The sequence below is a fragment of the Pseudomonas sp. PDM26 genome (genome assembly GCF_019219185.1).
GTDB lineage: Bacteria > Pseudomonadota > Gammaproteobacteria > Pseudomonadales > Pseudomonadaceae > Aquipseudomonas.
Genome location: NZ_JAHUWC010000001.1, coordinates 826,409 through 841,709, shown reverse-complemented (window position 1 = coordinate 841,709; position 15,301 = coordinate 826,409). Strand labels below are relative to the sequence as shown.

14 protein-coding genes are annotated in these 15,301 nt (G+C 61.0%); 9 read left to right on the top strand and 5 right to left on the bottom strand.

Annotation, left to right across the window (positions count from 1 at the left end; all coding sequences use genetic code 11):
* Positions 1 to 311: 311 nt before the first annotated feature.
* A complete protein-coding gene (locus tag KW849_RS03905) occupies positions 312 to 860 on the top strand; it encodes an RNA polymerase factor sigma-70 (RefSeq protein ID WP_218427787.1) in 549 nt (182 codons plus the stop codon).
* A gap of 148 nt (positions 861 to 1,008) precedes the next feature.
* Here KW849_RS03905 and KW849_RS03900 read toward each other — a convergent pair whose 3' ends face one another.
* The 3 genes from KW849_RS03900 to KW849_RS03890 form a co-directional block, all read right to left on the bottom strand.
* Positions 1,009 to 2,022 (bottom strand): GNAT family N-acetyltransferase, encoded by a 1,014-nt coding sequence (locus KW849_RS03900; protein WP_218427785.1) that lies wholly within the window; start codon positions 2,020 to 2,022, stop codon positions 1,009 to 1,011.
* A 75-nt stretch (positions 2,023 to 2,097) separates the two neighbouring features.
* Positions 2,098 to 2,916 (bottom strand): ABC transporter substrate-binding protein, encoded by an 819-nt coding sequence (locus tag KW849_RS03895; protein ID WP_218427783.1) that lies wholly within the window; start codon positions 2,914 to 2,916, stop codon positions 2,098 to 2,100.
* A gap of 93 nt (positions 2,917 to 3,009) precedes the next feature.
* Positions 3,010 to 3,636: a TetR/AcrR family transcriptional regulator gene (locus KW849_RS03890; RefSeq protein ID WP_108219597.1), complete on the bottom strand. Its 627-nt coding sequence runs from the start codon at positions 3,634 to 3,636 to the stop codon at positions 3,010 to 3,012.
* A gap of 177 nt (positions 3,637 to 3,813) precedes the next feature.
* On the opposite strand from KW849_RS03890, the gene KW849_RS03885 reads away from it, so the two are divergent.
* The 8 genes from KW849_RS03885 (at position 3,814) to KW849_RS03850 (ending at position 13,141) form a co-directional block, all read left to right on the top strand.
* A complete protein-coding gene (locus KW849_RS03885) occupies positions 3,814 to 5,616 on the top strand; it encodes an acyclic terpene utilization AtuA family protein (RefSeq protein ID WP_218427781.1) in 1,803 nt (600 codons plus the stop codon).
* Positions 5,617 to 5,628: 12 nt separating this feature from the next.
* On the top strand, positions 5,629 to 6,498 hold the full coding sequence (locus tag KW849_RS03880; protein ID WP_218427779.1) for an SDR family oxidoreductase: 870 nt from the start codon (positions 5,629 to 5,631) through the stop codon (positions 6,496 to 6,498).
* A gap of 3 nt (positions 6,499 to 6,501) precedes the next feature.
* Positions 6,502 to 8,118 (top strand): geranyl-CoA carboxylase subunit beta, encoded by a 1,617-nt coding sequence (gene atuC / locus KW849_RS03875; RefSeq protein WP_218427777.1) that lies wholly within the window; start codon positions 6,502 to 6,504, stop codon positions 8,116 to 8,118.
* A gap of 25 nt (positions 8,119 to 8,143) precedes the next feature.
* Positions 8,144 to 9,301: a citronellyl-CoA dehydrogenase gene (gene atuD / locus KW849_RS03870; protein ID WP_218427774.1), complete on the top strand. Its 1,158-nt coding sequence runs from the start codon at positions 8,144 to 8,146 to the stop codon at positions 9,299 to 9,301.
* Complete coding sequence (locus KW849_RS03865) at positions 9,298 to 10,095, top strand: enoyl-CoA hydratase/isomerase family protein (protein WP_218427771.1); 798 nt, start codon at positions 9,298 to 9,300, stop codon at positions 10,093 to 10,095. Before atuD ends, KW849_RS03865 begins: the two co-directional genes overlap by 4 nt.
* A 117-nt stretch (positions 10,096 to 10,212) precedes the next feature.
* Positions 10,213 to 12,174, top strand: coding sequence for an acetyl/propionyl/methylcrotonyl-CoA carboxylase subunit alpha (locus tag KW849_RS03860; RefSeq protein WP_218427769.1), 1,962 nt, complete (start codon positions 10,213 to 10,215; stop codon positions 12,172 to 12,174).
* A gap of 70 nt (positions 12,175 to 12,244) precedes the next feature.
* The gene (locus tag KW849_RS03855) at positions 12,245 to 12,787 is read left to right on the top strand and encodes an exonuclease domain-containing protein (RefSeq protein WP_108219604.1); all 543 of its coding nucleotides are present in this window, start codon (positions 12,245 to 12,247) and stop codon (positions 12,785 to 12,787) included.
* Positions 12,788 to 12,856: 69 nt separating this feature from the next.
* Entirely contained in the window at positions 12,857 to 13,141 is a 285-nt protein-coding gene (locus KW849_RS03850; RefSeq protein WP_007940055.1) for a pyrimidine/purine nucleoside phosphorylase, read from the top strand.
* Positions 13,142 to 13,225: 84 nt separating this feature from the next.
* Here KW849_RS03850 and KW849_RS03845 read toward each other — a convergent pair whose 3' ends face one another.
* Together KW849_RS03845 and KW849_RS03840 are read right to left on the bottom strand one after the other, a co-directional pair.
* Positions 13,226 to 14,032 carry an MOSC domain-containing protein gene (locus KW849_RS03845; RefSeq protein WP_218427766.1) on the bottom strand — a complete coding sequence of 269 codons (807 nt, stop codon included), beginning with the start codon at positions 14,030 to 14,032 and terminating at the stop codon, positions 13,226 to 13,228.
* 84 nt (positions 14,033 to 14,116) lie between these two features.
* Positions 14,117 to 15,052 carry a chemotaxis protein CheV gene (locus KW849_RS03840; RefSeq protein WP_218427764.1) on the bottom strand — a complete coding sequence of 312 codons (936 nt, stop codon included), beginning with the start codon at positions 15,050 to 15,052 and terminating at the stop codon, positions 14,117 to 14,119.
* Between the last annotated feature and the right edge of the window lie 249 nt (positions 15,053 to 15,301).

Genomic DNA, 15,301 nt, shown 5'->3' with positions numbered 1-15,301 from the left:
TCATTGGAGAAACGCGGCGCCAATGAGCCCATCGCGAGCAAGCTCGCTCCTACAGGGTTATGAGAATTGCGCTGTTCCATTCACCAATGAGAACGGATGACGTCTTGAAATAATTAGGCGTCGACAGGAACACAAGGCGCACTGAAGTGAGTCAGCGTGTCGCCGCTCTCACTCTGCACCGTTGCGACGAATTAGTTATTTTTCTCATTTGACAATAATTATCATTAAGCCTAATTTGTCGCTCGATCTGTAGGACGGTTCCCCCGGTTTGTCCACCGTCCCACTAACCTTTTGGCAGCAGGGTGATTTCCATGATGGAACCAGTATCCACAAGCAGGTGCGATACACCGCTACTTCAGGCATTCGTCGACAATCGATTGATTCTGGTGAAGATCGCCGCCCGAATTACCGGTTGCCGCTCACGTGCCGAAGATGTTGTGCAGGACGCATTCTTCCGGTTGCAATCGGCCCCACCCATCACCAGTTCGATCAAGGCTCAGCTGAGCTACCTGTTCCAGATCGTGCGCAACCTGGCGATCGACCACTACCGCAAGCAGGCGCTGGAACAGAAGTATTCCGGTCCTGAAGAGGAAGGGCTGAATGTGGTGATCCAGGGTGCGTCACCGGAAACTTCGCACATCAATTTCTCGACACTCGAGCACATTGCCGATGCGTTGACCGAGCTGCCGAGCCGCACCCGCTACGCCTTCGAGATGTATCGCCTGCATGGCGTACCGCAAAAAGACATCGCCAAGGAGCTCGGCGTCTCGCCGACCCTGGTGAACTTCATGATCCGGGATGCGCTGGTGCACTGCCGCAAGGTGTCGGGCAAGCGTGGGGATACGGCTGCTCGCCACTAAGATCCGAGATCTGCAGCGCTCCCATCGCGAGCAAGCTCGCCCCCACAGGGTCCTGCGAACACAGGGAAAATGTGGGAGCGGCGGTGCGACGATTCGACTTGCTCGCGAAGAGGCACTCAAGACCGCCAAAGATCTTGAGCCTCAAGCCTCAGGTCAGCCTGCAACGATCAAAAAACCGCTCCCGCCCCAACACCATCAACGCCGCGCGCTTGTGCGGGAAGTCGAACTCTTTCTCGCAGTGAAAGCGCTGCGCCTGCATGTACCCGATCATCTTCGCGTTATCGGCACGCGGTTCGGCCACCACCCGCTGCGTGCGCGGATCATCGAGAAACAGGTAATGCACCAGCGCCGATAACCAGCTCGCCACCTTGTGCGGACCGCGGTAGTTTTCTTCGCCCACCAGCATGTGGATGCCACGGTCGTAATCGCCTGCCTCATAGAACGGTGCGATGCGATCTTCCCTGGCCCAGTAGGCTTCGAAGTAAGCGAACGGCTGATCGTCGAAACACCCGATCAACGTCAGGGTGTGCGGGTCGGCTACGAGTTTGCTCAGGTATTGGCGATGCTGTTGGAGGCTGCCCTCCTCCTGCCAGGAACTCGCGACCCGCGGGTTGTTTTGCCAGCGGTTGAAGCGTGCCAGGTCTTGCTCGATTTCCACGGTACGCAGGGAAACCCAGGCGCCCAGTCGTGCATCGAAGCGTCGATACACTTCACCACCAGGTTTGACCGGCCGCCGTGGATGACGCTTGCCGTCGGTCATGAGCATTTGCTGCGGGTACCTGCCGGTCAATGAATGCCCCAGCCACGGCTGCGGCAACTGCCAGAACAAAGTGCGCTCGCAGAGATACTGGCCGCTGACGTGAGTCGCAATCAGCAGGCCGCTGAACAAGGCTTCGGTTGGCACGTCTTGCAGTTGCCAGACCAGGCGCTGACAGTCGGGGTCGCGAGCGAACAGCCAGTAACAGGCCGCCCACAATGCCTGCCCTTCAGGGCGACTGAAACGCTCCTCCAGTTGCACGTGCAACTCTGGGCCACGAGTCAGCCACAGGGCGGGCAGCGGTTGCCCTTCCAGGCTCAAGCTCAGGCGGCAATCGGTTTCATCAGCGGCAAGACGACTGCCTGTCGGCAGACACAGGGCAGTCAGGTCATTCAGATTGGACATGGGTCGGGCTCACGATAGTCGTCGACAGTTCAACGAAGTGACGTGAGCCGTGGCAGGAAATTTAGCAAAAGACCGTCAATTGGCGAGTTGTGGCGCCGGTTTGTTGTGCGGGATCGGCACCAACGCAATCTTGTACGGATCGAAAATCTTCAGCATCTGGCCGTTGTCCCGCAAGCCTTGCAACAACTTGCCGAAGGCCTCACCAGTGATGGGCGCGGTCGGACGGAGAATGGCGTAGTGATGATAAATCTGGTCAACGCGCTGGGACACCAGCAACTCGTCAGCGACTTTTTTATTGCGTAACAAGTAGTCGAACAGATAAGAGCGCGTGACCAGGGCAATGTCGGCCCGGTCGCGTAACACCATCAGCAGATTGCTGTCGTGGGAATAGGTCAGCGTGGCGTTGTAGTTTTTCGCGAGGTACTGGGGGTCGGCATTGAAATTGGCGAACTCGTAGTGATAGCCACTGAACAACGCCAGACGCTTGCCGCTCAGGTCGGCAAAATAGCTTTGCTGTCGATCGGGCAGGCGTTGCGCGACAAAAATCTCGGCGTCTTCCAGCCCCATGTCGACGGCAGTATGGGGAATGTCTTCCCAACCCCAGGCCGGATTTTCGAAGATGGCCATATCGACCCGGCCCTGCTTGAAGTCACCGAAGCGCCGGGGAATGGAGGTGGGCACCAGGACAAACTGGTAGTCAGTTTGCGACGCATTCAGAGCCTCGACCAGTTGCGGCAGCAACCCGGTATCGGCCCCGGATTCCGGGCGCACGGTATAGGGCGGAAAGTGCGCGGCACCAATGCGCACCAGTTGCGCAGCCTGGGACGGCATCACCGTTGACGCTGCAAGCATCGCCAGCAAAAGCTGCGAGGCTGTCCGAATTGGCGAATCCATCAAAACAACCCCACTCCCCAATAAAACGGCATCAATGCATTCAAGCTAGGCGGTTTCGTCCAGTTAGCCAGTTTAATGCTGGCCAATACAACTTTATTGCCGGTCTTCCAGCACCAGAATCAACGCTTCATCAGCCAACTGATCGAGGCTCATGTTGCCGTCGGCGCGAAACCAGGTGGTGGTCCAGGACAATGCGCCGGTCAGGAACCGCCGAGTGATGAACACATCGCCGCGGATAAACCCGGCGGTCTTGGCTTCGCCCAGTACTTGCAGCCAGATGTCTTCGTAGATATCGCGCAGCGCCAGGACTTTGGCCTGGCCCTCTTCGGACAGCGAGCGCCATTCGTAGACCAGCACGGCCATGGCCTCGCCGCTGCCGCCCATGATCGACTGCAATTCACAGCGGATCAGCGCCAGCACCCGCTCGCGCACATTGCCGGCCTCGGCGACGGCCGCACGCATCAACGCGGTGTTGTAGCGTATGGTTTCCTCCATCACGGCGCGCAGGATTTCGTCCTTGCTTTTGAAGTGGTGGAAAATGCTCCCGGACTGAATACCCACGGCGCCAGCCAGATCGCGCACGGTCGTGCGTTCATAGCCTTTATTGCGGAACAGGTGGGCCGCGACTTGCAGCAGCTTGCCACGGGCGCTGTCCGGGTCGGTCAATTGGCCGTCGTCCACCAATTCACGCATGACCCTCAGGGCTTTTTGCTCGTCCACCCGTTATCTCCTACAGTCGATCTATCAATAACGCCGATCCCCCGAAAACACCGGAGTTGCGCGGGCAATTTAAGCTCATGGATGCAACCAAGCAAGCGCTTGGGCAGAAGATAACCAAGTCATTTACAAACCAAGCGCTTGCTTGGTAATGTCGACGCACTTCGGTTGGAGGTGGCTATGGAATGGACTGCACCTAAATCAATTCGCATCGGTTGCGCCAGCGCCTTCTGGGGCGATACCTCGACCGCTGCCGCGCAACTTGTGGAACACGGGCATCTGGACTATCTGGTCTTCGATTATCTGGCCGAAATCACCTTGTCGATCATGGCCGGCGCACGGATGAAAGATCCCCAGGCCGGCTATGCGGGCGACTTCATCGAAGTGCTCGCGCCCTTGCTGCCGCAACTCGCACAGCAGAACATCCGGGTCATCAGCAATGCCGGCGGGGTCAATCCCCAAGCCTGCGCCGCCGCCCTGCAAGCGGCCTGCGACAAGGCCGGGGTGGCCCTGAAGATCGCCGTGCTGCTGGGCGATGACTTGCAGCCGCAATTCAAGCAGCTGGGCAACCTGGGCATTCATGAAATGTTCAGCGGCGCGCCCCTGCCATCGATGTGCATCTCGACCAATGCCTACCTCGGCGCACCCGGTATCGTCGAAGCCCTGCGCCTGGGGGCGGACATCGTGATCACCGGGCGCGTGGTCGACAGTGCGGTGGTCAGCGCTGCGCTGGTGCATGAGTTCGGCTGGTCGTGGCACGACTACGACAAGCTCGCCCAGGCGGCATTGGCCGGGCACATCATCGAATGCGGCGCCCAATGCACCGGCGGCAACTTCACGGATTGGCGCGACGTCCCCGACTACGAACACATCGGCTTTCCCATCGTCGAAGTCAGCGCCGACAGCCAGTTCATCGTCAGCAAACCCGAAGGTACCGGCGGGCTGGTCACGCCACTGACGGTGGGCGAGCAGATGTTGTACGAAATCGGTGACCCCCGGGCGTATCTGCTGCCCGATGTGGTGTGCGATTTCACTCAGGTCAAACTGCTGCAACAAGGCAGGAACGCGGTGCAGGTGCACGGCGCCAAAGGCTTGCCGCCGACCGCTCAATACAAGGTCAGCGCCACCTGCCCCGATGGTTTCCGCTGCACCGCCAGTTGCCTGATCGCCGGTATCGATGCCGTCGACAAGGCGCGGCGGGTCAGCGATGCGATCATCAACAAGACCTCGGAAATGTTCCGCCTGCGTGGCTGGGCGCCCTACAGCGACGTGAGTATCGAGTTACTGGGCAGCGAGGCCACCTACGGCCCCCACGGCCAGCGTCAGGACACCCGCGAAGTGGTGATCAAACTCGCGGTACGCCATCCGGACAAGCAGGCCTTGATCGTGTTCTCCCGGGAAATCGCCCAGGCCGCCACCGGCATGGCGCCGGGGCTGACCGGCATTGTCGGTGGCCGGCCGACGGTGTATCCGCTGATCAGGCTGTTCTCGTTCCTGATCGACAAAACCGCCTGCACGCTGGACATTGATTGCATGGGCCAGCGCCACCGGTGTGCCCTGCCCGCCCTCGATGTGCTCGACCCGCTGGACCTGCCGGCCCCGCTCGCGCCACCGAAACCGACGGGCCTGGCCGACGCCAGCGTGGCCCTGGTCAAACTGGCGGTCGCTCGTTCCGGCGACAAGGGCAACCACGGCAACATCGGCGTCATGGCCCGCGAGCCCGGGTTCCTGCCATGGATCGCCGAAGCCTTGACCCCGGAAGTGATCGTCGACTGGATGGGCCACGTTCTCGATCCCATCCACGGGCGAGTCGAACGCTGGTACTTGCCCGCCAGCCACAGCCTGAATTTCCTGCTGGAAAACGCCCTCGGCGGCGGCGGTGTCGCCAGCTTGCGAATCGATCCGCAAGGTAAAGCCTTCGCCCAGCAACTGCTGGAAATCCAGATTCCGGTGCCGCAGCGCATCGCCGACCAGTTCACCTAGAGGATTGCCGCCATGGCCTACGATTCGATTTTCAAAGCCGATTTGTTTGCCGGCAAAAACATCATCGTCACCGGTGGTGGCAGTGGCATCGGCCGCTGCACCGCCCACGAACTGGCGGCCCTCGGCGCCCATGTGCTGCTGGTCGGGCGCAAGGCCGACAAGCTCAAAACCGTTGCGGCAGAGATCGCCGAAGACGGCGGCAAGGCCGATTGGGCGGTTTGCGACATCCGCGAGGAAGAACCGGTGGAGCACCTGGTCAGCGAATTGATTCGCAAGCATGGCCCCATTCATGGCCTGGTCAATAATGCGGGCGGGCAGTACCCCTCGCCCCTGGCCTCGATCAATCAGAAGGGGTTTGAAACCGTGATGCGCACCAATCTGGTGGGCGGTTTCCTGATGGCCCGGGAAGTGTTCAACCAGTCCATGAGCAAGCACGGCGGCGCGATCGTCAACATGCTCGCCGACATGTGGGGCGGCATGCCCGGTATGGGCCACTCCGGCGCGGCACGTTCGGGCATGGACAACCTGACCAAGACCGCCGCGTACGAATGGGGTCATGCCGGGGTGCGGGTCAACGCCGTGGCACCGGGCTGGATTGCCTCCAGTGGCATGGACACCTACGAAGGCGCCTTCAAGGCGGCGATTCCGACGTTGCGCGAACACGTACCGCTCAAGCGCATCGGCACCGAATCGGAAGTCAGCGCGGCGATTGTATTCCTGCTCAGCCCGGCAGCGACGTTCGTCAGCGGCGCCACCTTGCGCATCGACGGCGCCGCCAGCCTTGGCGGGCGCGCCTGGCCGATTCACAAGGCGACCAACAGCGAGTCGTATAACGGCTTTCACCGCGCCTACGTACCAGACGTGTTGAAGGACAAGGAATAACCCATGCCGGTGATTCAGTCGTTGCTCGATCCCCACAGCGAGCCGTTCACCCGGAACCGCGCGGCGATGCTGAACGCCATCGAGCAGGTTCGCGTGCTCGAACAGAACCTGCTGAACAAGGCTGCCGAAGCCAAACCCAGGTTCGAAAAACGCGGTCAGTTATTGCCCCGTGATCGCCTTAATCTACTGCTGGACCCCGGCGCGCCGTTTCTTGAACTGGCGAGCCTGGCCGGCTACAAGCTGCACGACGACAAGGACGGCAGCTGCGCCGGTGGCGGTTTGATCGCCGGCATCGGCTATGTCTGCGGCGTGCGGGTGCTGGTGGTGGCGAACAACAGCGCGATCAGGGGTGGAACCATCTCCCCCAGCGGTTTGAAGAAATCCCTGCGCCTGCAACAGATCGCCATGGAAAACAAACTGCCGGTGATCACCCTCGCCGAAAGCGGCGGCGCCAACCTCAATTACGCGGCGGAGATTTTCGTCGAAGGCGCGCGCAGCTTTGCCAATCAGGCACGGATGTCGGCCATGGGGTTGCCGCAGATCACCGTGGTGCACGGCTCAGCCACGGCGGGCGGTGCCTATCAGCCGGGGCTGTCGGATTACGTGGTGGTGGTGCGCGGCAAGGCCAAGCTGTTTCTCGCCGGCCCGCCGTTGCTCAAGGCCGCCACCGGCGAAGTCGCCACCGATGAAGAACTGGGCGGCGCCGAGATGCACGCACAAACCGCCGGTACCGCCGAATACCTGGCTGAAAACGACGCCGATGGTGTGCGTCAGGTACGCGAGATTGTCAGCCTGCTGCCGTGGAACGAGCAGTTGCCCCGCCAGCCCGAACGGCATTGGGAAGAACCGCTTTACCCCATCGACGAACTGCTGGGCCTGATCCCGGATGACCCGAAAAGACCCTACGACGTGCGCGAAATCATCGCCCGTCTCGCCGACGCTTCGAACTTTCTTGAATTCAAAGGCGAGTTCGATCAGCAGACGGTGTGCGGTCACCTGAAAATTCAGGGGCGCGCCTGTGGCTTCATCGGCAACAACGGCCCGATCACGCCAAAAGGCGCGAGCAAGGCTGCCCAGTTCATCCAGCTGTGCGACCAGAGCCGCACGCCGCTGCTGTTTTTCCATAACACCACCGGGTTCATGGTCGGCACCGAATCGGAACAACAAGGCGTGATCAAACACGGCGCGAAGATGATCCAGGCAGTGGCCAACGCCCGGGTGCCGAAGCTGACCATCGTGGTTGGCGGCTCCTATGGCGCCGGCAACTATGCGATGTGCGGACGCGGCCTCGACCCGCGCTTCATCTTCGCCTGGCCCAACAGCCGCACCGCCGTGATGGGCGGTGCACAAGCGGGCAAAGTGCTGCGCATCGTCACCGAGGCCAAACAGGCCAAGGACGGCCTGGTGCCCGACCCGAAAATGCTCGACATGCTCGAACAGGTCACCGCGCAGAAACTCGACAGCCAGTCCACGGCGCTCTACGGCAGCGCCAATCTATGGGACGACGGATTGATCGACCCGCGCGATACCCGGACTTTGCTGGGTTACTTGCTGGACATCTGTCACGAGGCCGAGGTGCGGCCATTGCAAGCCAACAGTTTTGGCGTAGCCCGCTTCTAAGGGCGATCAGAGGAGAACAATAAAAATGATCTTCACCCAGGAACACGAAGCACTGCGCCGCACCGTTCGCCAGTTCGTCGAGCATGAGATCAACCCGCACGTTGAGGAATGGGAAAAGGCCGGGCGCTTCCCCATCCACGACATCTTCCGCAAGGCTGGCGACCTCGGCTTGTTGGGTATTTCCAAACCGGAAAAATTCGGTGGCATGGGGCTCGACTACAGTTATTCGATCGTCGCCGCCGAAGAGTTCGGCACCATTCATTGCGGCGGCATCCCGATGTCCATCGGCGTGCAGACCGACATGTGCACCCCGGCCCTGGCACGGTTCGGCTCCGATGAGTTGCGCGAGGAATTCCTGCGCCCGGCCATCACCGGTGAGCAGGTCGGCTGCATCGGTGTCTCCGAAGTCGGCGCAGGTTCTGACGTTGCCGGATTGAAAACCACCGCCCGCAAGGACGGCGACGACTACGTGATCAACGGCAGCAAAATGTGGATCACCAACTCGCCGAGCGCCGACTTCATCTGCCTGCTGGCCAACACTTCGGACGACAAGCCGCACATCAACAAGTCGCTGATCATGGTGCCAATGAACACGCCGGGCATCAGCTTGAGTTCACACCTGGACAAGCTCGGCATGCGCAGCTCGGAAACCGCACAGGTGTTTTTCGACAACGTGCGCGTACCGCAGCGCAACCGCATCGGTCATGAAGGCGCGGGGTTCATGATGCAGATGCTGCAGTTCCAGGAGGAACGCCTGTTCGGTGCGGCCAACATGATCAAAGGCCTGGAGTACTGTGTCGACAGCACCATCGAATACTGCAAGGAGCGCAAGACCTTCGGCAACGCGCTGATCGACAATCAGGTGATCCACTTCCGCCTGGCGGAACTGCAAACCGAAATCGAATGCCTGCGGGCACTGGTCTATCAGGCCACCGAGCAGTACATCAAAGGCCAGGACGTCACGCGCCTGGCCTCCATGGCCAAGCTCAAGGCCGGGCGGCTGGGCCGCGAAGTCAGTGACAGTTGCCTGCAATATTGGGGCGGCATGGGTTTCATGTGGGACAACCCGGTGGCCCGCGCCTACCGTGATGTGAGGCTGGTATCGATTGGCGGCGGCGCCGACGAAATCATGCTGGGGATCATCTGCAAACTCATGGGCATTCTGCCGGGGAAAAAGAAATGAACAACCTGCCGGTTTGCCAGACCTTACTGCTGGAACTGCACAACGGCGTGTTGCACATCACCCTCAACCGCCCGGAATGCCGCAATGCGATGAGCTTGCAGATGGTCGCCGAGTTGCACTCGGTGCTGGCAGCCGTGCGCGATGACCGAGGCGTCCGGGCGCTGGTGATCGGCGGTGCCGGCGGTCACTTTTGCGCTGGCGGCGATCTCAAGGATATGGCCAACGCCCATACTCAGGGTTCGAGCGCACACCGCGACTCGAATCGGTTGTTCGGTGCGCTGCTGCAAGAGGTGCAGAACACACCGCAAGTGGTGATCACGATACTGCAGGGCGCGGTGCTCGGAGGAGGTCTCGGCCTGGCTTGTGTCAGCGATGTCGCCCTGGCCGATCACCAGGCGCAATTCGGCCTTCCGGAAACCAGCCTCGGATTGCTACCGGCGCAGATCGCACCCTTCGTGGTGCAGCGCATCGGCTTGACCCAGGCCCGGCGCCTGGCCCTGACGGCGGCGCGTTTCGACGGTACCCAGGCGCGCCGCATGGGGCTGGTGCATTTTGTCGAGCATGATCCGCAGGCCCTGGCCGAGCGTCTCGATGAGGTGTTGGCCCATGTGTTGTGTTGTGCGCCCGAGGCGAATGCGATGACCAAGAAACTCTTGCTGGCGAGCGCTGGGCAGCCCTCGGATGCCCTGCTCGATCAGGCTGCCGAATGGTTCAGCGAAGCGGTGACCGGGGCGGAAGGCGTCGAGGGAGCGATGGCTTTCGTGCAAAAACGCAAACCGGGGTGGGCCTCTTAAAAGCTTCGCTGGCAAGCCAGCTCCTACAGTGGATTTATGCACACACAATCCCTGTAGGAGCTGGCTTGCCAGCGAAGAGGCCCGACCAGACACCGCTAAAAACCAGAGAACCTACCCATGCCCGGACTCAAGAAAATCCTCATCGCCAACCGCGGTGAAATTGCCTGCCGTATCCAGCGCACGGCCCAGGCGCTGGGCTATCGCACGGTCGCCGTGTTCAGCGACGCCGACGCCGATGCACTCCACGTGCAGATGGCCGACGAGGCCGTCAACATCGGTCCGGCCCCGGTGCACCAGTCTTATTTGAACGTCCAGGCCATCCTCGACGCGGCCCGGCGCACGGGCGCGGATGCGATCCATCCGGGCTACGGCTTCCTCTCGGAAAACGCCGGGTTTGCCCTTGCGTGCCAGGACGCCAGCATCACCTTCATTGGCCCCAGCCCCGCGGCCATCGAACTGATGGGCAGCAAGCGCCTGTCGAAGCTCGCCATGCTCGAAGCCGGAGTGCCCTGCATCAAAGGCTATCAAGGCGCCGAACAGGACGACGCCACCCTGAGCCGCGAAGCCGGGCGCATCGGCTATCCGTTGATGATCAAGGCCAGCGCTGGGGGCGGTGGACGCGGCATGCGCCTGGTGCACAACGCCAGCGACTTGCTGGAACAGATTCGCACCGCACGCTCCGAAGCCCTGAACGGTTTTGGCAGCGGCGAGCTGATTCTCGAACAGGCATTGGTCGAACCCCGTCACGTCGAGGTTCAGCTGTTCGGTGACCGGCATGGCAACCTGATTTACCTCGGCGAGCGCGACTGTTCGGTGCAGCGCCGGCATCAGAAAGTCATCGAGGAAGCACCCTGCCCGGTGATGACGCCGGAACTGCGGCAAGCCATGGGCGAAGCGGCGCTCAAGGCCGGGCGCGCGGTGCAGTACGTCGGTGCGGGCACGGTGGAGTTTTTGCTGGATGCACGCGGGCAATTCTATTTCCTGGAGATGAACACCCGGCTGCAAGTGGAGCACCCGGTGACCGAACTGATCACCGGCCTGGACCTGGTGGCCTGGCAGTTGAACATCGCCGAAGGGCAGCCGCTGCCCTTGCGCCAGGAGCAGGTGCAACTCCACGGGCACGCCATGGAAGTACGCCTGTATGCCGAAGATCCGGCTCGGGGTTTTCTGCCGCAAACCGGGCGCGTCGTGGCCTGGGAACCGGGGTTGCAGGACGGCGTGCGGATCGACCACGGCCTGATCGAAGGCCAGATCATCAGCCCCTTCTACGACCCGATGCTCGGCAAGCTCATCGCCCACGGCGCCACCCGCGAGCAAGCCCGACGCAAATTGCTGCGGGCGGTACAAGACAGCGTGCTGCTGGGCGTGCAAAGCAATCAGCGCTTGCTCGCCAGCCTGCTGGAACACCCGCAGTTCGCCGGCGGGGACTTCAGCACCGGGTTCATCGCGCAGCATTTTTCCGAGCATGCCTGCCTGCAATCCCATGCCCCGGGCGCGCATCACCTGGCCATCGCCACCGCCCTTTTCTATCAGGCCTCAGCGCAGGCTCATCCGGCCGCGCTTTGCGGTTGGCGCAACAACGCCAGCGTGCCGCTGCACTATCGCATCGGTCTTGAGGATCAGGATTGGCCGGTAGCGTTGCGGGCAATCCCCGGCGAGCCGTTGCACATTCAGGTCGCCGGGCACAACCTCGCGCTGCAGATCATCCACAACGACGGACGCTGGGCCACCCTTGAGATTGATGGCATCCGTCAGCGCCACGCTTATCGCCTGGAGGGCGGGCAGCTCTGGCTGTTTACCCGCCCAGGCAGCCTGCAGTTTGAGGATCGCACCCAGGCACAGGTGACCGGCCAGGCCGGTGTCAGCTCCGGCACCCTCAAGGCACCGATGGACGGGGCGATTGTCGACGTCCTGGTCAATGAAGGCAGCCCCGTGAGCAAGGGCCAGTTGCTGGTGGTACTGGAGGCGATGAAAATGGAGCACCCGTTGAAATCGGGCATCGACGGTGTGCTCAAACGCCTGCAAGTCAAAGTCGGGGATCAGGTAAAAAACCGGCAGATTCTGTTGGAGGTCGAATAAGCCGCTAGGCGGAACCGCCGGGTTTGGCTACGCTCAAACCCTACAGGACGCGGATACCAGGAAACCTGCAATGCCTCACTGGCTGGTCATCGATCTGGAGGCCACCACCGATGAAGGTGGTTGGCCCGTAACGGATATGGAAATCATTGAAATCGGCGCCACCCTGGTGGACCGCAAGGGACGCGAACTGGACCAGTTCCAGCGTTTCGTCCGGCCCTCGCGACGGCCGTTGTTGACGCCATTTTGCCGCGAGCTGACACACATCACCCAAGCCAACATCGATGCCGCGCAACCGCTGGGCGAAGTCTGGCCGGCATTTGAACGCTGGCTCGGCCAACACCACACACGACTTGAGGGCTGGGCCAGTTGGGGCGATTACGATCGCAAACAATTGCTTCAGGATTGGCAGCAACTGGGACTCGCCAGCATGCTGGCCAACGTGCCGCACATGAACCTCAAACAGCGCTTTGCCAAGGCCCGACGCCTGGAACGTCCGCTGGGGTTGAACGGCGCCTTGCAACTGGCCGGCTTGCAGTTCACCGGCCAGCAACACCGGGCGCTGGAAGATGCGCGCAATACCGCACGCCTGCTGCCGCTGGTTCTGCCGCTTTAGACAGGTGACGACGCCAAGAGCCTTGTGCATACTGGCCGGCCCTTTTTAGCCCTTTTCGAGGAATCGCCCATGTTTAAAGTCAACGAGTACTTCGACGGCACCGTCAAGTCGATCGCCTTTGGCACCGCAGAAGGTCCAGCGACCATCGGCGTCATGGCTCCGGGCGAGTACGAATTCGGCACCAGCCAGCGTGAAATCATGCACGTGGTCAGCGGTGCACTGACCGTCAAGCTGCCGGACAGCAGCGACTGGGAAACCTTCGCCGCCGGCAGCCAGTTCAATGTGCCGGCCAACAGCAAGTTCCAGCTGAAAGTAGCCGTCGACACTGCCTACCTGTGCGAATACCGCGGCTAAACCTGCGCGACCTCAACCAAAAAAAGTCGCCGCAATAAAAATGCCCGTGTTTTTCGACACGGGCATTTTTATTGCGGCGCAAAGTTACTCGAGGATCTCCACCGGCATGCCGACTTCGAGTCGACCGTTGCCGTCGTTGACCAGGTTCTGGCCGAACATGGCGCCGTCCGCCTGGGCACGGTATTTCTGCAAGGTGGCCAAGGGTTCGCGGTCGTCGCTGCGCTCCCCTGTCTGCGGGTCGATGGTGGTCAGGATGCAGCGTGAACAGGACTTGACCACGCGGAACTCGACCTCGCCGATTCGGATACGCTTCCAGTCGTCCTCGGCGAACGCTGCACTGCCTTCGATCACCAGGTTGGGCCGGAAACGCAGCATCTCCAACGGACGCCCGACCCGTTGCGACAGGTCCTCGAGAGAAGCCTGGCCGATCAGCAACAGCGGATAGCCATCGGCGAACGCCACCTGATCGTCATCCTTGCCGTAGCCAGCCTCCGTCATCCGCGCCCGATCGAGCGGCACTTGCACCAGGCGTGTCGGTTTGCCGATGAACTGGCTGACCCAGGCCCCAGCTTCATCGCCTGCATCGGGCACTCGCAAGGTATCGCGCCAGATCGTCACGCCTCGCAGTTGTGCATCGCTACCTGGCAAGGCAATGTCGATCGGCGAATGGCCGGGCGCACTGAGGGTCAAGCCACCTTCGACATTCCACAACGCCGACAACTGGCTCATCTGCGCCACCGCACGCTGGGTCAGGAAACGACCGCTGGCCTCATCCACCAGCATCCAGCGGCGATCGCCGTCCAGCCCAAGTTTATCGAGACCGGTCTGTTGCAGCGTCTCGCCCCTGGCGGACTTCAACGGATAACGATACAGCGCGCTCAGACGCAACATGGCCAGCTCCCTGTTAGGCAAAACGCCACCCTATACGAGCTTGATCACCGAATCAAAGAGCAAAAAAACTGACCGTGGTCTTGATCAGGCCGGCACTTCGTCAAGCATCAGGCGCTGGCGCACCACGTCGACGAGTTTGTCCGGCTGGAATTTGGAGAGGAAATTGTCGCAGCCGACCTTTTTGACCATCGAGTCGTTGAAACTACCGGACAAAGAGGTGTGCAGCACCACGTACAAGCCGCGCAGGCGCGGATCGTTGCGAATTTCGGTGGTCAGGCGATAGCCATCCATTTCCGGCATTTCCGCATCGGTGAAGACCATCAGCAGTTTGTCGGTCATGTCCACGCCGGTATCGGCCCAGGCCTTGAGCATGTTCAAGGCCTTCAGCCCGTCGCTGGCGATGTGCATCTTCACGCCGAGCTGTCCCAGGGTATCGCGCAATTGCGCCAGGGCCACGTTCGAATCATCCACCAGCAGCACCTCACGGCCACGGGCACGTTCCAGTACCGGATCTTCGAGCTTGTCGCGGGAGACTTTGGCGTTGTACGGGACGATTTCGGCCAGGACCTTTTCGACATCAATGATTTCCACCAGTTGATCATCGACTTTGCTGATGGCCGTCAGGTAGTGCTGGCGGCCGGCACTGCTCGGTGGCGGCAGGATGGCTTCCCAGTTCATGTTGACGATCCGGTCCACACCACCGACCAGGAAGGCCTGCACCGAACGGTTGTATTCGGTGACGATAATCGTGCTGCCAGGCCCCGGCACCAACGGGCGCATACCAATGGCCTGGGACAGGTCGATCACTGGCAGGGTCTGGCCACGCAGGTTGACCACGCCGCACACAAAAGGATGACGCTGCGGCATCAGCGTCAACTTTGGCAGTTGCAAGACTTCCTGTACTTTAAAGACGTTGATCGCGAACAATTGCCGTCCGGCGAGCCGGAACATGAGAATTTCCAGGCGATTCTCACCCACCAGTTGCGTGCGTTGGTCTACCGTGTCGAGAATGCCGGCCATCAATGACTCCTGGTCTTGTTCGGATGAATTCACTCAAGGAAGGTTATCGGCTGTTTTTGCCGAAGCTTGACCCTCTCTAAAATGCCACGCTCGGCCATTGATGTCACATTAACATCATGCTTTACTGGCTCCGTGATGACATCCGCCGCACTTCTGCGCCACACGACCTTTGTTCGTTCGAAAGGTTCCCCTGTGTAAGGGATTCCCCTATCAACAATCAGGCGCAACCTGATATTCGCAATATCCAAT